We start from the raw sequence: 17,537 nt of genomic DNA, 5'->3' as shown, positions 1-17,537 counted from the left end.
CCCTTCGGGGAGGGAGCCGCCGAAGGCGAGCTCGGTGACTGGGGCGAAGTCGTAACAAGGTAGCCGTAGGGGAACCTGCGGCTGGATCACCTCCTTTCTGGAGCGACCAGTAAGCGCAAGCGAGGCTCCTCGGAGCAGCGCAGGCGCGGAACGTCCTCACAGGTCGACCCGTATAGACATCCCTCTCTGGTTTCTCTGGGCCTGTAGCTCAGTTGGTTAGAGCGCACGCCTGATAAGCGTGAGGTCGGCCGTTCGAATCGGCCCAGGCCCACCTGGGAACTTGAAAGCCCCGGTAGCATCTGCTGCCGGGGCTTTTTGCGTCCATGCCGTACCCCTCGGCGGGACGGAAGGCGGTATCCTTCGAATTCCGTGTTGGTGCGTCCAGAATTCTCCCGTCGGGAGGTCTGCATTGCATCTGCCGCCTCGCCTCTGCCAGTGTCTCATCGATCCTCGCACCGTTGACGTGCCGCACGCATCTGAACACGCCGTTATCACGTCATTGGACCCCGCGCAAACGAGGAGAGGACCGGCACCCGTGGGCGCCGGTCTTCGTCTTCCGGGCAGCCGGCGGCGCTACAGCTCGCGGAGGGAGCGGATCTGGTTGAAGACTCGGCCGATGAGGCGGATGTCTTCGGTGACGACCTGGACCTCGCCGCGCATCTCCTGAGTGAATGCGAGGCGGCGACCGTACGTGGTGACGAGGCCGCGGGGGAGGGTGACCTCTGCCTGGTAGCCGAACGCCTGCTGCTGGCCCTGCGTCTGCTCGAAGCCGAGCTGCGAGATACGTGTCACGCGGCCCTCGACCGAGCCGTATTCCTTGTAGGGGAAGTTGTCCAGGTGCAGGATCACCCGCTGACCAATCCGGACCTTGCCCGCCCCTTCGCCGGCGAGGGTGACGCGGCCCACGATGGCGCCGCCCGACGGGAGCACGGCCACCAGCGGCTCCTGCGCGGCCACGAACTGGTTCTCGTGCAGGTCGCGGAAGAACGACGCCGTGCCCGACACGGGGCTGCGGGGAAGATAGTTCTGCTCCCAGGCCGAGAGGGCACCGCGCAGGCTGTGCTGTGCATTGCGCAAGCCCACCAGCATGCGCTGCCCGTCGTCCGCACGGCGCTGCTGGAGGTCCAGCAGGGCCGAACGCTGGGCGGCGAGCTGGATCTCGTTGTTGGTGGTCGCGGTGCGGCCGTTCTCGCCCGCATAGCGCTGCTGGAGGTACTGCTGCTCGGCCGCGTCCACGTCGGCGGAGGACGAGAGGTTCTGCGTGCCCAGCTGCCGGCTGCGGTCGCGGTTCCGGTCCGCGAGGGCGAGCTGCTCGTCCAGGAGCTGCTGCTGCGCCTTCAGCCGCTCGCGGAGCTGCTCCAGGTTGGCGATCTGCGCCTGGAGGGCCGCCACCTTCTGCGCGTAGAACGGGTCCGCCAGCAGCGTGCGGTAGTCTGAGAATGCCTGCTGGAACGCGGAGTAGGGCCCCTGCACCTCACCCAGCAGGAGAGGGTGGTCGAAGGTGAGGTCCGGCAGCGGGCCGGCGCGCTGGAGCGCGGGTTCCAGCCGGTCAAGGGCGGCGGAGAGCCGCGCGACGTCGTTGTAGTCGGCGGGGCTCTTCAGGAGCAGGAGCGGGTCGCCGGTGTGCACGGGCGTGCGGTCGGCCACGAAGACGCGCGCCACCTCGCCAGCGGCGTGCGAGACCACGCGCACGGGCGGCGTGAGCGTGGTGAGCGACACGCGCCCCATCACCACGTCCGGATAGCGGATGTACCAGGTGATCCCCAGCAGCACGAGCAGCGTGGTGAACACGGCCGTGCTCCCCCAGCGCAGCAGCCCTCCCGGCATGCTCGTGAGGATCTCGTCGATCTCTTCGCTGCGCATCTCGGTGTTCGCCGCATCCGCCCGGTCCATCGACGTGTGCGTGCCCGGACCTTCGTCGCCCAGCCCGTGGTCGCCGCCGGTGTTCATCTCCCGAGCCGGCGCCTCAGCGGGTGCGGAAGGTCCAGTGGGCGCGGCAGGCAGAACGGGCGCCTCGGCAGCCGGGGGCGACACCGCAGCCATCTCCGTCGACGGAGCTTCCGCGGAAGTGACTTCCTGGACCCGCGTCGCCCTTCGGGTTGGAATGGGCGTTTCGACAGGCGCGGTCGCCGCAGCTTGGACCGGCACGGGAGGGGGTGGGATGATCGGCGTGACGGTTTCGGACGGCGCCGGAGTCGCGATGGTCGACGGCGGGCGGACAGCCTGCACGGCGTGCACTGCGGCTGTGGCTTCGGCTGCCTCGGTGCGGACAGGTGAGGCGGCTGGCGCCGGCGGCTCCGGGATCGCTACCACGCGCGACTGGCGCTGGCGACCCGCGGAGCCGGGCTCCAGCGCGCCCAGCGCGGCGGCGGCGATCGCGTCGTCCACGTCCGCGTCCGCGAGCGTGTCGGCTGCTCCAGAGGAGGACGGCGGCGCATCGGCCGCGGCTGAGGAATACCGCTCGGCGCTGGTCCGGCGGTACATCACCGGCGCTTCGGCCTCGTGCACCCCGCTGCTGTCGGACGACAATCCGTTGGAGAGAGACGATGCGTCGCGCGAAACGAGCGTCACGCTCCCGCCCGCGGCCGCGGCGGGGAGGCGGGCACCCGGCGGGAGCCGGACGGTCATTCGCGTCCCGTCGGGCCGGTCGATCTCCACTGTCCCCCCGGATCCGTCGGCCGCCATCAGCTTCGCCAGCACCTCCGGTGGAAGCTCGACTCGCTCGCCCGTGGCGCTGGTGAGGTGCGGCCTGCTCGCGCCTGCCGGCGGGGAGAGAGGGGCGCCGGCGGGCAGTGCCGCGCCGGGCGTGGTCGAGGGAGCGCGTTCGTCGGTGGCCATCAGTCGCCCAGCTCCAGCTGGTTCTTCACCAGCTCGAAGTAGCTTCCGCGCAGCGCCGCCAACTCGGCGTGGGTGCCGCGCTCGGTGATCCGGCCGCCGTCCAGCACCACGATCTGGTCGGCGTTCTTCACGGTGCTCAGGCGGTGGGCGATGACGACCACGGTGCGCCCGCGGAAGAACTGCTGAAGGTTGTCCACGATGCGGCGCTCGGTGTTGGCGTCGAGCGCGCTGGTAGCCTCGTCGAAGAAGAGGAAGTCGGGGTCCTTGTAGTTGGCGCGGGCGATGAGCACGCGCTGCTTCTGCCCCGCGCTCATCCCGATCCCCTCGCGGCCGATGCGCGTATTGTAGCCCATCGGCAGCCCCTGCACGAACTGGTCGATGTCGGCCATGCGCGCGGCGTACAGCAGCCGCCCGCGGTCGATCTCCTCGTGGCCGGCGGTGATGTTGGCGGCTACCGTGTCGGCGAAGATGTGGCCGTCCTGCATCACCACGCCGCAGCGCAGGCGGAGCGCGCGCGCCGACAGGTTCCGCAGCGGCGTGTGCCCCAGCATGATCTCTCCGCGCACGGGGTCGTAGAACTTGAGCAGCAGCTTCAGCAGCGTGCTCTTGCCGCTGCCGCTGGGCCCCACGATGGCGGTCACCTTGCCTTCGGGGATGTCCAGGTCCAGGTCGCCCAGCACCATCTCGGACAGCGGGCCGCCGTAGTGGAACGAGACGCTGCGCAGCGAAAGCGCGCGGCTGTCGGGGAGCGCCTGGATCTTCTGGCCGGGGTCCTCTTCGTTCTCGTGCTGGTGGATCTCGGCCAGGCGGTCCAGCGAGATCTTGGCGTCCTGGGCGGACTGCGCGAAGGAGATGAGCTGGGCGAGGGGGGTGTTGAGCTGGCCGACGATGAACTGCACGGAGAGCAGCATGCCCAGCGTCAGCTCGCCGTCGATCACCATCTTGGCGGCCAGGAAGGTGAGCGTGATGTTCTTGAGCTGGTTGAGGAAGCCGGCCCCGGCCTCCTCCATCTGCGAGAGCGAGAGGCCGCGCAGGCTGACCTTGAAGAGGCGGGCCTGAACCTGCTCCCAGCCCCAGCGGCGCTGCTGCTCGGCGTTGGCGAGCTTGATCTCCTGCATCCCGTGAACGAGCTCCACCAGCGTGCTCTGGTTGGCCGACATCTCGGCGAAGCGCAGGTAGTCCAGCTGCTTGCGGCGGGGCAGGAAGGCCAGCACCCAGGCCACGTGCAGCACGCTGCCCACCAGGAACACCGCGCCCAGGATGGGGCTGTACATCACCAGCACGCCGCTGAAGATGATGAGCGTGAAGAACGAGAAGATCACGTTCAGCGTGCTGGCCGTCACGAACTGCTGGATGCGGGTGTGGTCCTGGATGCGCTGCAGGATGTCGCCCACCGTGCGCGTGTCGAAGAAGGGCAGCGGCAGCTTCATCAGCTTGATGAGGAAGTCGCTGATGACCGACACGTACACCCGCGTCCCCACGTGGAAGAGGATGCGGTTGCGGATGAACTCCACCACCGTCTGGCTCATGAACAACGCGAGCTGCGCGACCAGCACCGCGTTCACGAACTTCAGGTTCTGCGTGGCGATGCCGTTGTCGACGATCGCCTGTGTCAGGAAGGGGAAGATGAGCTGCAGCACGGCGGCCACGAACATCCCCAGCACCACCTGCCGGAAGAAGGGCGCGAACCCCCGCAGGTACGAGAACATGAACCCAAGCTGCCGCCGCTTGGTGGGCTCCTGGTCCGCGCGCGAGAAGAAGTCGGGCGTGGGCTGGAGTAGGAGCACGATGCCCGCGTCGCGGCCCGCCACGTTGTTCGATGCCCAGGCCCGGCGGAACTCGTCGACGGTGAGCGTGGCCTCGCCCTGCGCCGGGTCGGCGATGCGCACCTTGCCGTTGCCCACCGCGTGCACGACCACGAAGTGGTTCTGCCGCCAGTGCACGATGCAGGGCAGCGGCGCGTGCTCCAGGAAATGCTCCATGGACACGCGCGCGCAGCGGGTGCGGAAGCCGATGCTCTCGGCCGCGTAGGCGATGCCCAGCAGCGACACGCCCTGGCGGTCGATGTAGCTGCGGTCGCGCAGGTACTGGAGCGAGAAGCGGCGGCCGTGGAAGCTGGCCACCATGCGCAGGCAGGTGGGCCCGCAGTCCTTGGCGTCGTGCTGGCGGTACACCGGGAACGACTTGCCCAGGTGCAGGCGGCGGTCGAGGAGGGTGGTCATCGCTGCTGCGGCAGGGGGAACGCGGCGGGGCTCAGGCCCAGCGGGCGGCGTAGGGATCGTACGAGCACTTGGACGGCTTGGAGAGGCGGTCGCCGGGCGTGGCGACGAAAGCGCGGCAGTCGGTGCACACGTAGCGGAACTCGCAGTCGCGGCACACCTCCACCTGGTCTTTGTTGATCTCCCACAGCTCGCGGAACTCGGCCTGCATGAGGGCGGAGACCAGCGAGGTGTCGGCCGCGTTGCCGAACGAGCGCGGCAGCGACGGGCAGTTGCGGATCTCGCCAGCGGCGTCTACCGAGATCTTGCGGTTGAGGCACGAGTTGAACGACCGGGCCTCGAGGAAGCCGGCCATCGACACCGAGAACCACTCGGGGCTCACCTGCCCGCAGTGCGCGTGCGAGTCGATCACCTCGGTGCGGTGGAAGAGGGGGATGCGCGCGCCGTCCACCACCTCGGCGCTCGCTTCGGGCGCGGAGTGCACGACGACGCCGCTCACCCGCACGTGGCGCAGGCAGAGAGCGTGGAGCGCGCCCGGCTCCCATCCCGCGTTCCACGGCAGCAGCAGCTCCACCGAACGCAGCCGGCGGCTGTACGTCTGCTTCAGCACCGTCTCCAGCTCCTCCAGCGACACGGGCGCGAACCAGCGCACCTGCACCGCGGCGCAGCCCAGGTCGTCGAGCTGGCGCAGCAGGTCCGCGAAGTCGTGGCGCGAGCCGGCGTCCACGTCGATGATCGCGTTGGTGATGCGCTGCGGGCGGTCCCACTCGGGATCCAGGGGCGGGAACGCGTCCGGGTCGTCGCACCAGAAGCCGTACTCCTTGCGCTCCAGGAACCCGAAGTACTCGTCGATCCGCGCGTGCGTCTCCGGCGGGAAGAGCGCCCTGATCTCGTCGAGCGTGCTGTCGGCGTGGACGGTGAGGAGGTCGTGCAGGCCGTTGGGGATCAGGTCGTACGTCCGGCGCTGGAGGTCGCACACGGTGCTGCGGCGCGCGCCGCGCACAGCCACGCAGCAGGCGAAGAGGCGGAAGACGCGCCGGCGCTCCGTCATCCCCGGCCTCCCACGCAGCGGGAGATGGGCTTGTAGAACGGGTTGCACGCCAGCAGCGCGCCCGTCTGCCCAGGGTCCGGGGTGGCGCGCTGCGTGGAAGCCGCGCCGTCGAACGGCATGAGGGTCGCGAGGCGGTACGAGAGCGGCAGGCGCGCCGCGTCCACCATCTCCGGCGGGAGCTCGTCGAGGAACGCCGGCGCCGCGGCGGGATGGACGGCGGACGGATGAACGGCGGCCGTGGCCTGCCCCGCGGCGGGCTCGTCCGACGGAAGCGCCGCGGCTTGCTGCGCCGGCAGGGGAGCGACGACGTGCGGGACCGGGACGGCCGCGGCTTCAGCGAGCGACATCTTCGTCCTCCGCCATCAGGTGCTCGGCGAGTATGCGGGGCAGGTGGTAGTTGCAGGGAGTGGACACCATCCCGAACTGGCCGGACGGGTTTACCTCGAGGAAGACGTGGCGGCCGTCGGGCGTCCGGATCAGGTCGGCCGAGCCAGTGGAGAGGCCGAGCGACGACATCATCCGGCCCAGCCCTTCCTCCACCTCGAGCGGCAGCCGGTACGGCACCATGCGATTGGGGCGCTGCGCGTCGTAGTGGCGGAGGTCCACCGCGGTGCGCTGGTCTGCCTGGGAGAAGATCGCCATGGAGTACACGCGCCCGTTCAGGTAGAAGGCGCGGACCTCGAACTCCTTCTCCACCAGCTCCTGGAGGAGCGAGGGGAAGACCGTCTCGGGCAGGCTGGCCGTGTCGTCCTCGGTCACACGGGCGGTGTAGAGGCCGTACACCCTGCTGCCGACGTCGAAGGTCCCGATCTCGCCGATGCTCTTGGTGATCACGCGGCCGTGGCGCTCGCGGAAGCGCTCGATCTCGCTGCGGCGGTTGGTGACCAGCGTGGCGGGCACCTCCAGCCCCGCCTGGGCGGCGGCGTGGAGCGCGTGGATCTTGCTGAGCGCCGCGTCGTCCGGCCGGTTGAGCCAGCGGGCGTGGCTGAAGAGGGAGAAGAAGGCGCGCGACACCGCGTTGGACTCTCCCGTCATGTGGGCGTTGAGCTGGCCGGCCAGCTTCTCGGAGCCGGGCAGGGCCTTGGCCAGCGAGTCCTTGCGGTTCTGCCAGCGCCACAGCCAGACCACCCGCACGTCGCGGCTGTGCACCTCGCGCCCGCCTACGCACAGGCGCACCAGCGGGGCGTCGCCGCCGATCTCCATGTCCAGCGGCACCGCCCCCGCCACGTCGCCGCCGTTCACGCGCACGCAGTCGCCGCCCAGGTGCCGGATCCACTCGGCGACCTCTTCGGTGGTGGGCTCGAACCCTTCCTGGCTGAGGATGAGGATCATCGCAGGCTCGTTCCGGGGGGACGGGTCGGATCCGCCAGCGGGAGCGGCGGTGTTGCGGGAACTGCGAGATGTGACGGCCCACGGGAGCCACCGCTCCGGATGAAGCGGCGCACGGTCACGCGTAGGTGTGGTTCTCCTTGCACCTGCATCCTCCTGTCCTGCGCCCGCTCGTCACACGGGTTGCAGCGTCACTGCCTGCCGCGGGCTACACGTCGTAGATCACGCCGACGTCGAACAGCTTGTAGGTGTCGATCTCCAGAATCGGCGTGAAGCCGCTTTCGTCGACGATCCCCCACACCTCCACCGACACCAGCTTGTACGACGCGAAGTAGATGTCCGCGCCGCCGATGACGAGCGATGCATCGCGCTCGGACAGGGGGGAGAACATGTCACTGCTCAGGGATTCCAGCTCGACCAGGTTGGTACCACGGTCCTTGATCATTGGGTCTCCTCCTTCGGTGAAGAAAGGAGCGCACCGAGCCGGCTCTCCATGGGCCGCACATCTCCCGGCTGCCGGACAGTCGCAGACGGTGCCGTGCGCGCGGCCCCACTGCCACTGTAACCGATTTCGAGCACCAGCACAATCAGTCCGTAAAGGTGAGTGATGGTGTGCGCGCCGCGAGCCCGGCGTGCACGAGGCGCCGGGTGTCCTTGGCCGGGAAGATCCGCAGGTCTCGCTTGCCTCCGGGCCGGTGGCCCGATGGCAGAGATTCCGGATCGTCCCGCTAGACGGTGAGTGCGCGTGGGGCGCACGATGAAGCGCTGGGCTGCGGCCGCGAGTGTGGACCGCGCGTGGGGGAGAGGCAGGCGCCAGGGGCCGGTATGGCCGGGCGCGAGGTGTGGAGCTTCTCCCTCGAACTGCGGTGGGTCACATCATCCGGGTGTCGTTCACGGCCAAATATGAGCGCGTGCATCGTCCGGCACAAGGAAACATTTCGCTACTGCGCAAGCTGATGCCGCTGCCGCGGTTGCGCCAAAACTCCACGACGGTACAGCTAGACGCCTGTAATTCGTGCCTTTGGCGGCGCTTCTGGAGGACGAGGAAAACACGGGTTTTGTATGGGATGCTATGCGATATGTCGTTAGGCGTGGGTCTGAGCCAGTTTGGAATTTGGGACGGGAAAAGATAGCGACTGGAAGTGTGGCCTCTGCACGTCTCCGGCGTATCGGACACGACTGAACCGGGCCCCGAGGGATTCCCCGGAGCCCGGTGATCAGTGCGTCCCCGCTCAACCGAGCGCGGTTAGACTCGCTCCGGTCTCCGAGTGGAAGAAGTGGAGGCGCGCGAGGTCGAAGGCGGCTTCGACGGGCTGGCCGGGGGCGGGTAGGGAGCGCGGAGGGACGCGGGCGACGACCTCGTCGGCGCCGGCGCGGAGGTAGACGATGGTTTCGTTACCCATCGGCTCGGCGGCTTCGAGGAGGAGCGGGACATGGCCGAGACGGGGCGCATCTGCCGAACCTCCCTCCGCCAGACGGACGTCTTCGGGGCGGATGCCGAGGACGACGGGCCGGGTATCGGCTTGGCCGAGCACGGCGGAGACGGAGGCGTCGAGCGGGAGCCGGAATCCTGCGTCGGCGGAGAGGAAGGCGGGGCCGTCGGCGCGGACCAGGCGGCCGGCGAGGAAGTTCATGGGCGGGCTGCCGAGAAACCCGGCGACGAAGCGGTTGGCCGGGTTGCGGTAGAGGTCCATCGGCGCCCCCACCTGCTCGACGCGGCCGCCGTTCATCACCACGATGCGGTCGCCCATGGTCATGGCCTCGGTCTGGTCGTGCGTGACGTAGATGGAGGTGGTGCCGAGGCGGCGGTGCAGGGCGGCGATCTCCTTACGCATCTGCCCGCGCAGCTTGGCGTCGAGGTTGGAGAGCGGCTCGTCGAAGAGGAACACCTGCGGCTCGCGCACGAGCGCGCGGCCCAGGGCGACGCGCTGGCGCTGGCCGCCGGACAGCTCGGCGGGGCGGCGGTCCAGCAGCGGCTCGATGGAGAGCAGCCCGGCGGCACGCTTCACCCGCTCGGCGATGTCCGGCTTCGGAAGCTTGCGGAGCTTCAGGGCGAATGCCAGGTTGTCACGAACGGTCATGTGCGGGTACAGCGCGTAGCTCTGGAACACCATGGCGATGTCGCGGTCCTTGGGCGCGACGTCGTTGACCACGCGCCCGCCGATGGACAGCGTGCCCCCTGAGATGGACTCCAGCCCGGCCACCATGCGCAGCGTGGTGCTCTTGCCGCAGCCCGAGGGACCCACCAGCACCACGAACTCTCCCGGCTCTACATCGAGGGAGATCCCGTGGACCGCTGTGTAACCGTTTTCATAGGTCTTCCGGATACCTTCCAGTTTCACGCGAGCCATGGGACTCCAGTCCGAGATGAGCGATTCACGCGAGTTTCCCGCAGGGTTCCTCTGGGGCGCCGCGACGTCGGCGTACCAGATCGAGGGGTCGCCGCTGGCTGACGGCGCGGGCCCCAGCATCTGGCAGCGCTTCAGCCACTCGCCGGGCCGCACGCACGAGGGGCAGACGGGCGACGTGGCTTGCGACCATTACCGCCGCTGGCGAGACGACGTGCGGATGATGGCGGACCTGGGCCTCACCGCCTACCGCTTCAGCATGTCGTGGAGCCGCGTGCTGCCGGAGGGCACGGGTCGCGTGAACGCCGCGGGCCTGGCCTTCTACGACCGGCTGGTGGACGCGCTGCTGGAGCACGGCATCGCCCCCGCCGTCACGCTGTACCACTGGGACCTGCCGGCGGCGCTGGACGACCGCGGCGGCTGGCTGAACCGAGACGTGGCGAACTGGTTCGCCGACTACGCCCGCGAGGCGTACCGCACGCTGGACGACCGCGTGACGATGTGGGCGACCCTCAACGAGCCGTGGGTGGTCACCGACGGCGGCTACCTGCACGGCGCCCTGGCGCCCGGCCACCGCAACCTCTTCGAGGCGCCCATCGCCACGCACAACCTGATGCGTGCCCACGGCGCGGCGGTGCAGGCGTACCGGGCCGAGGGCAAGAACCGCATCGGCCTGGTGGTGAACCTGGAGCCCAAGGTGGCCGCGAGCGACTCGCCGGCGGACCTGGACGCGGTGCGCCGGGCCGACGCGTACATGAACCGGCAGTACCTGGACCCCGTCTTCTTCGGCACGTATCCCGAGGAGCTGCGCGAGGTGTTCGGCGAGGCGTGGCCGGAGTTCGGCGCCGAGGACATGGCGCTGATCCGCCAGCCCATCGACTGGCTGGGCATCAACTACTACACCCGCGGCGTCACGCGTGACGACCCTGCGGCGCTGCCGGTGCGCGCGGGCTACGTGAAGCAGCCGGAGCACACCTACACGGAGACGGGCTGGGAGGTGCACTCCCCCGCGCTCACGGACGTGCTCACGTGGGTGCGCGACCGCTACGGCAGCCTGCCCATGTACATCACCGAGAACGGCGCGGCGTTCTACGACCCGCCGAAGACGGTGAACGGGCGCATCGACGACCCGCTCCGCGTGGCGTACTACCGCGACCACCTGCGCGCGGCTCGCGAGGCGATCCAAGCCGGGGTGGACCTGCGCGGGTACTTCGCGTGGTCGCTCATGGACAACTACGAGTGGAGCCTGGGCTACACCAAGCGCTTCGGCATCGTGCACGTGGACTACGAGACGCAGGAGCGCACTCCCAAGGCCAGTGCCCGCTTCTACTCCACGGTGATTCGGTCGAACGGCGCGGTCCTGTACGAGGATGAGCCGGGCGAGCCGTGACATCGACGCTGGGTTTCGTCCTCTCCGGCAGAGGACGAGACGGGGCGATTCGGTAGATGTCGGGCCCGCTGGTCCGCCGTTCATTCGCTGAAACCACTTCCGAGATGCGTCCGCGTTGCCTTTGTGCAGCGCGGACGCATCTCGCATTCGGGAAGTTGCGGATGCGATAAATCGCACCCCTACAACGGGATAGAAGCAATACATACTCAGTAGCGCATCTCGACGGTGCGGGGGACGGTCGGGAGGCGAAGCTCGCGGCCGTCGGCGATGCGCACGGGGCGTCCGTCCGCGGTGGCGGAGCGGATGGGGGCGTCGAGAGGTGAGCGGATGACGATGCCGGCGGGCGGCGTGCGCAGGCCGGCGTCGAAGCGGACGCGGACGACGCTGCCCGTGGCGCGCATGGTGTAGCCGAGCGGACCGAAGTGCGTGGAGAGGCCGTGGATGGAGACGCCCGGCGCCTCATTCACCCAGTTCGCGGGGATTCCGGAGCCGATCACGAGCGCGTCGTCCGCGTCGGTCTCGTAGGCGAACATGTCGAGGGCGGAGCGGATGAAGTCCGAGCCGACCCACGTGTGCGGCATGTCGCCGATGAACTTCGGCGCGCGCGGGTCGCGCCACACGACCTCGGCCCATTCGTTCCACCCGGCGGGGCGGCGGTCGCGGAGGAAGAAGTCCGCAACTTCCAGCGCGCGCTGCTTCCAGCCGAGCCGCAGCATGGAGCCGACGACGCGCCACTCGTACGGCGTGTACGCCTCTTCGGCGACGCGGCCGTCGCGGCGGGCGGTGAAGTGCTCCCAGTACTTCTCGAACGTGCGCTCCAGGGCGGGGCGGGGAAGGCCGTTCAGCTCGCCCGCCGGGGAGACGCCCGCGGTGGTGGAGGTCGCGTCGAAGTCGCCCAGCTCCACCGATCCCGGCAGGTAGTCGATGCCGTGCATGCGCATCGCCGCGGGGAGGGAGGCGAGCAGGTCGGCGCGGAACTCGTCGCGGAGGAGGGCGAAGCGCGCCGCCTCAGGCTTGTGGAGAGTGGTGGCGATCCACGCTGCGTCCTTGAGGCCGCGCAGGGCGAAGAAGTCGTCCCAGTACGAGTGCTGCGGCTTGGCGGAATAGCCTTCGTGGCTGATGGACTGCGGCAGCAGGCCGTAGAAGGCGCGCTTCTCCGGCGCCCGATACTCCGCCGTGGTGCGCTGGCGGTGGAGGGAGTCGATGTAGGCCACGGCGGATTTCACGTGCGGCCACATGCGCTCCAGGAATGCCCGGTCGCCGGTGTGCCGCGCCGTCTCGGCGACGAGGTAGATGAGCTCGCCGTGGCTGTCGTTCTCCGGCACCGGGTCGGCGCCGCGCCGGTCCACGCAGCAGGGCACCTTGCCGCTGGGATACTGGTAGCGCGCGTACCAGTCCGCGAAGTCGCGGGCGGCGTCCGCGTGGCCCAGGCGCAGCAGCGCGGCGGACGTGAGCGAGCCGTCGCGGATCCACGAGCGCTCGTAGCTGCGCGAGCCCGGCTGGATGCCCGCGCCGTCGCGGTTGATGAGCACGTACGCGAGGTTGCTGCGAATCGCGTCCGCGATCTCACGTCCCGACGGCGGCAGGCCGATGCGGACCACGTTCAGCTTCGCCGCCCACGCGCGCTCCGTCGCCGACATCAGCGCCGCGGCGGATGCGGAGGCTTCTTCTGGAGATGCGGCTGATGCGAGCGCCGGCTTCGTCGCGTGGAGCGGCACGGCGATCCAGACGTCGCGCGCCTCGCCGGACCGCAGCGTGAGCGGATAGGCGAGGGCGGCGGATGCGCCGCCGGTCTCGTCATGGATCACCTGCTGGGCCGGAAGCTCGCCGCGGCGGAGGCGGGAGACGATGCCGCCCTGGTCGAACGTGGCGGCGCCGAACGCGGCGGGGCGGGTGAGCGGGTAGATGCGCGGCGAGCCGCCGAGCGTCACCGCATCTCCCGTCCAGCCCACGTCGTTCAACGTAGCGACGCCGCCGGGCGTGTTGAGGAACTGCCACGACGGATTCACCTGGAACGGGCGGACCGCGAGGTAGAGCGTGTCCGTCCGCAGCGTCTTCCCGCGGTTCTCCAGCCGGTAGCGCGCGTAGACGGAGGAGGCGCCCGGCTCGCCGGCGGCGAAGGCGGTGACGGTGAGGGCGAGCGAATCCGTCGTCCAATGCACCGACGGGATCGGGAGATAGCCGGCGGCGAGCGATTGGGTGGTCCGCACGTCCGCCCAGGTGACGAGGCGGCCGGCGGAGCGGACGAAAGGCTCCAGCGACGGCTGGGATTTGCCCGTCTCGATGGCGCCGTCCTCGTTCAGCAGCGCCTCGGCGGAGTCGCTATCGACGCCGACGACGGTCCAGTACGATTGCTGGTTCAGCAGGTAGCGCGGGTAGTCACCGCGCGGCGCATCGGCTGCGACGTGGGCGAAGAAGTCGTTGCGCGTGGCCGACCACTCCAGCGGCTTCACCGCGATCTCGCGCACCGCGTAGCCCTGGCGGCGGCTGCTCTCCGCCATGTCCAGGCGGACTAAGCGTGCCTCCGTGTCGGGCAGGTAAATGTGGTCGCGCCTGCCATCGCCGTTCGCGACGTTGTAGACCTTCTCCCACCGCTCGCCGTCGGCCGAGGTGCGGACCTCGTAGAACCGCGCGAAGTCCGCCGCATCCCAATCCACCGTCAGCCCGCCGAGCTCGCGCATCCGCTGGAAGTCGATGGTGAGCGACTGCGTCTCGCCCGCGCCGCTGCGCCAGGCCGTGACCGAGTCGCCGTCCATCGCCGCGCCCGCCGCGCTCCCGCCGGCTGAGGACGTCGCGGTGACGGCCGGCGTCGCGTCGTACGGGCGGATGGGCTCGCGCGGGGAGATGTCCAGCTCGTCGATCCACACGCTGCCTTTTCCACCGCTGCCTGCCGTCACGGCGAACTCCAGCGCCGCCACGTGCATCAGATCGCCGCCGCCGAGCGGGCCCCAGGCGAACTGCACGTCGCGCTTCCGGATCACCACGCGCGTCCAATCGGGCGAGAACACGAAGTCGCGGCGGTTCACCCACCAGACGTTGTCGCCGGTGGAGTCGATGAGCTTGAACTCCAGGTTGTTCGGCGGAACCGTGCCGCGGATGCGGAACGAGATCTCGTAGTTCTCCGGCAGGTCCAGCGGCAACGCGCGGTGCGCGACTGCGTACCCGCCGCCCCCGTGGAAGTCGACGTCCATCCGCATCGCCCGCCCGTCGAAGCCAGAATCGGCAGAGAGCGCGAGCGAGACGCCGTCCGAAGGCGCCGCCTTCCACACGGCGATCGAATCGAAGCCGTCCAGGACGCGGACGAGCGGACCCGCGAAATCCTTGATGATCGCGGGAGCGGTGGGGCCGGGCACCGGCGGCCCGTGAGTCGTCGCGCATCCCCCGGCGAGAAGCGCGGTGAGGAGGACGGCGCGGAGCATCATCCGAACGGTCGATGGCCGCGCATCGACCGACGCCGTCCCGCCGTGCATCTCCCGAAGCGAGTTCATCCCTTCACGCTTCCCATCATCACGCCCTCCACGTAGTAGCGCTGGAGCACGAGAAAGACGAGGAGGACGGGGAAGATGGTGAGCACCGAGCCCGCCATCATCAGCTCGGTGTCCTGCACGTGCTCGCCCACGAGGGATGCGAGCGCCACGGGCAGCGTGTAGCGCGACTCGTCGCTGAGCACGATGAGGGGCCACATGAAGTCGTTCCACGTGGTCAGGAAGGTCCAGATGGCGAGCGTGGCCAGGATGGGGCGGATGACGGGGACGACGATGCTGAAGTAGATGCGCAGCTCGCCCGCGCCGTCTATGCGTGCCGCGTCGAGCAGCTCGTCCGGCACCGACTGCGCGTACTGGCGGATGAGGAAGATGCCGAAGATGCTGGCGAGCGACGGGATGATGACGCCCGCGTAGGTGTTGATGAGGTGCAGGTTCTTCATGAGCAGGAAGAGCGGAAGCATGCTCACCTGCACGGGGATCACGAGGCCGGTGACGAGCAGCTTGAACGCCTGGTCGCGCCCGCGGAACCGCAGCTTGGCGAACGCATAGCCCGCCATGGAGTTGATGACGAGCGAGACCGCCGTGACGACCAGCGAGACGAACGCGCTGTTCGCCAGGCCGCGCCCCAGGTTGAGCCGTGTGAACAGCTCGCCGTAGTGCACGAACGTCACCGTGCGCGGGAAGAGACGCGGCGGGAACGTGCTCGCCTCCCCGCTCGGCATGAGCGAGGCGGAGACCATCCACAGCATGGGCAGCATGGCGGCGAGGGCGCCCAGCACGAGCGCCGCGTGCACGCCCCACACGGCGAGCCGCGGCCGCCTCACGACGTGCTCCAGCGCTGCACGCGCGCCTGGATGAACGTCCACAGCAGCATGACGATGAAGAGCACGAAGGCGAGCGCGGCGGCGTAGCCCATGCGCCACCAGCGGAAGCCTTCCTCGTACATGAGGAGGACCACGCTGGTGGTGCTGCGCAGCGGGCCGCCCTGCGTCATCACGTACGGCTCGGCGAAGAGTTGGAAGTAGCCGATGAGGGTGATGACCGCCACGAAGAGCAGCGTGGGCCCCAGCATGGGCACGGTGACGTGGCGGAAGCGGCGCACGGGGCCCGCGCCGTCCAGCTCGGCGGCCTCGTACAGCTCGCCGGGAATGCTCTGCAGGCCGGCGATGAAGATGAGCATGTTGTAGCCGAAGTTCTTCCACACCGACATGACGATGATGGCGGGCAGCGCCCACCGCGGGTCGCCCAGCCAGTCCGCCCCGTGCAGGCCCGCGGCGCCCAGCGCGTAGTTGATGAGCCCGTAGCGCGGGTGGTACAGGTAGCGCCACACGATGGCCACGGCGACCAGCGTGGTGACGAAGGGGATGAAGTACACCGTGCGGAAGAAGCCCTTGAACCGCGCCAGCTTTGTATTGACCAGCAGGGCGGCGCCGAGCGACGCGGCCACGGTGAGCGGCCCGCCCACCAGTGCGAAGTAGAAGGTGTTCCGCAGCGCGACCCAGAAGTCTGCCGAGTGCAGTAGCCGCCCGTAGTTGGCCGCGCCCACGAATCGCGCGTTCGAGGGATCTCCGACGGCGTAGATGTCGAAATCGCTCACGCTCAGCAGCAGCGAGGCGACGACCGGTAGTAAGAAGAAGATGCCGATCAGGATGAGCGCCGGGGCTAGGAACATCCACCCTGCCGCGTTCGTCGTCTCCAGCGAAGCGCGGCCCACGCGCTTCTTCCGCGCGGGAGGTGGCGCCGCGGCTGCTTCGCCCATGACGTCCGTCGCGCCGCCGGCGAGGCTCACGGGCGCACCTCCGCGCGTGTTGGCGGACGCGATGCGGCGGCGTGCTTCGTCTGTGCGGCGGCGGCGCGGCGGGTGAGGAGCCAGCGGCGCTTGGACAGCATCTCGTCCACGTCGGCGTCCAGGCCGGCGAGCGCCTGGTCTTCCGTCTGTGCGCCGCGGATGGCGGCGTCCGCGCGGTCGATCATCTTGGCGGCGATCTGCTCCCACTCCGGCACCTTGGGCGTGGCGACCACGCGCTCCAGCTGCGTGCGGAAGGCGGCGGCGTAGCGGTTGTTCGCCAGCGCCGTGTCTGCCCACGCCTCGCGGCGCGCGGGCAGGTCGCCCGTGAGCCGGTAGAAGCGCACCTGCTGCTCCGGTCGCGACAGGAACTCGATCAGCTTCCACGCCTCGGCCGGGTGGGGAGACGAGCGGAAGACGACGAGGCTGGCGCCGCCCGCGACCGACTCGCCCGGGCCGTTGGGCCCCGGAAGCGGCGCGGTGGACCACTTGTCCTGCATGGACGGCGGGAGTCGCTTGCCGAACTCGCCGATGTTCCAGGGGCCGGTGACGTACATGGCGATGTTGCCGCGCTCGAACTCCTGGTAGAGGTTGGCGACCTGCGTGTTGGAGACGGCGGGCGCCAGGCCCTGGCGGTAGAGGCCCACGTAGAAGCGGAACGCGCGCCGGAAGGCGGGCTCGCGGAATGCGCCATAGCGCCCTCCGTCCTTGAGCAGCGGGGAGCCCGTCTGGAGGCCGAAGATCACCGGCTGCGTCCACTCATTTGTGGGCAGCAGCGCGGCGTGCTGGCCGGGGCCCATTCGCGCCTGCATGCGCCGCATCGCCTCCGTCCAGCCCGCCCAGGTCTGCGGAACGCTGTCGTACCCGGCCTGCTTCAGCAGGTCGGTGCGGTAGAAGAGCACGCGCGTGTCCACGTACCACGGGATGCCGTACACGGTGTCGCCCACCACGTTGGTGTCCCAGATGCCGGGGAAGTAGGCGGCGCGGGGAACCCCCGCGGCCCCGGCCACGCGCGCGTCGAGGGGAGCCAGCGCGTCCAGCGCCGCCAGCTCGGGCACCCAGGTGTTGCCCAGCTGCGCCACGTCGGGGGT

At 69.5% G+C, this 17,537-nt stretch carries 12 protein-coding genes, 1 tRNA gene and 1 rRNA gene; 3 read left to right on the top strand and 11 right to left on the bottom strand.

The features are described from left to right. Both VFE05_09540 and VFE05_09535 read left to right on the top strand, forming a co-directional pair. Positions 1–97 (top strand): 16S ribosomal RNA (locus tag VFE05_09540); the annotation flags it as partial. A gap of 100 nt (positions 98–197) precedes the next feature. Beyond that, a tRNA-Ile gene (locus tag VFE05_09535) sits at positions 198–271 on the top strand. Between the two features lie 302 nt (positions 272–573). On the opposite strand, the gene VFE05_09530 is transcribed toward VFE05_09535, so the two are convergent. The 7 genes from VFE05_09530 to ugpC form a co-directional block, all read right to left on the bottom strand. Beyond that, positions 574–2,838: an HlyD family efflux transporter periplasmic adaptor subunit gene (locus tag VFE05_09530; protein ID HET6230298.1), complete on the bottom strand. Its 2,265-nt coding sequence runs from the start codon at positions 2,836–2,838 to the stop codon at positions 574–576. Then, on the bottom strand, positions 2,838–5,060 hold the full coding sequence (locus VFE05_09525; protein ID HET6230297.1) for a peptidase domain-containing ABC transporter: 2,223 nt from the start codon (positions 5,058–5,060) through the stop codon (positions 2,838–2,840). The genes VFE05_09530 and VFE05_09525 overlap by 1 nt, the downstream gene beginning before the upstream one ends. A 31-nt stretch (positions 5,061–5,091) precedes the next feature. Then, the gene (gwsS, locus tag VFE05_09520) at positions 5,092–6,108 is read right to left on the bottom strand and encodes a grasp-with-spasm system SPASM domain peptide maturase (GenBank protein ID HET6230296.1); all 1,017 of its coding nucleotides are present in this window, start codon (positions 6,106–6,108) and stop codon (positions 5,092–5,094) included. Next, positions 6,105–6,455, bottom strand: coding sequence for a hypothetical protein (locus tag VFE05_09515; protein HET6230295.1), 351 nt, complete (start codon positions 6,453–6,455; stop codon positions 6,105–6,107). The genes gwsS and VFE05_09515 overlap by 4 nt, the downstream gene beginning before the upstream one ends. Beyond that, complete coding sequence (gene gwsG / locus VFE05_09510) at positions 6,442–7,440, bottom strand: grasp-with-spasm system ATP-grasp peptide maturase (GenBank protein ID HET6230294.1); 999 nt, start codon at positions 7,438–7,440, stop codon at positions 6,442–6,444. Before gwsG ends, VFE05_09515 begins: the two co-directional genes overlap by 14 nt. 205 nt (positions 7,441–7,645) lie before the next feature. Then, the gene (locus tag VFE05_09505) at positions 7,646–7,882 is read right to left on the bottom strand and encodes a hypothetical protein (GenBank protein ID HET6230293.1); all 237 of its coding nucleotides are present in this window, start codon (positions 7,880–7,882) and stop codon (positions 7,646–7,648) included. Between the two features lie 787 nt (positions 7,883–8,669). Beyond that, on the bottom strand, positions 8,670–9,788 hold the full coding sequence (gene ugpC / locus VFE05_09500) for a sn-glycerol-3-phosphate ABC transporter ATP-binding protein UgpC (GenBank protein HET6230292.1): 1,119 nt from the start codon (positions 9,786–9,788) through the stop codon (positions 8,670–8,672). Between the two features lie 16 nt (positions 9,789–9,804). On the opposite strand from ugpC, the gene VFE05_09495 reads away from it, so the two are divergent. Continuing rightward, positions 9,805–11,175, top strand: a complete 1,371-nt coding sequence (locus VFE05_09495) for a GH1 family beta-glucosidase (GenBank protein HET6230291.1) — start codon at positions 9,805–9,807, stop codon at positions 11,173–11,175. Between the two features lie 206 nt (positions 11,176–11,381). Here VFE05_09495 and VFE05_09490 read toward each other — a convergent pair whose 3' ends face one another. The 4 genes from VFE05_09490 to VFE05_09475 all read right to left on the bottom strand — a co-directional run. After that, entirely contained in the window at positions 11,382–14,663 is a 3,282-nt protein-coding gene (locus VFE05_09490) for a discoidin domain-containing protein (protein HET6230290.1), read from the bottom strand. Then, complete coding sequence (locus VFE05_09485) at positions 14,660–15,484, bottom strand: carbohydrate ABC transporter permease (protein ID HET6230289.1); 825 nt, start codon at positions 15,482–15,484, stop codon at positions 14,660–14,662. The genes VFE05_09490 and VFE05_09485 overlap by 4 nt, the downstream gene beginning before the upstream one ends. Further along, positions 15,481–16,449, bottom strand: a complete 969-nt coding sequence (locus tag VFE05_09480) for a sugar ABC transporter permease (GenBank protein HET6230288.1) — start codon at positions 16,447–16,449, stop codon at positions 15,481–15,483. Before VFE05_09480 ends, VFE05_09485 begins: the two co-directional genes overlap by 4 nt. Beyond that, the coding region (locus VFE05_09475) for an extracellular solute-binding protein (protein HET6230287.1) at positions 16,446–17,537 on the bottom strand (1,092 nt) is incomplete at its 5' end. The genes VFE05_09480 and VFE05_09475, both read right to left, overlap by 4 nt.

The sequence above is a fragment of the Longimicrobiaceae bacterium genome, from assembly GCA_035696245.1.
In the GTDB taxonomy this organism is placed as follows: domain Bacteria; phylum Gemmatimonadota; class Gemmatimonadetes; order Longimicrobiales; family Longimicrobiaceae; genus DASRQW01.
The sequence above is the reverse complement of the archived record's forward strand: the minus strand, read 5'-3'. Positions and strand labels throughout refer to the sequence as shown.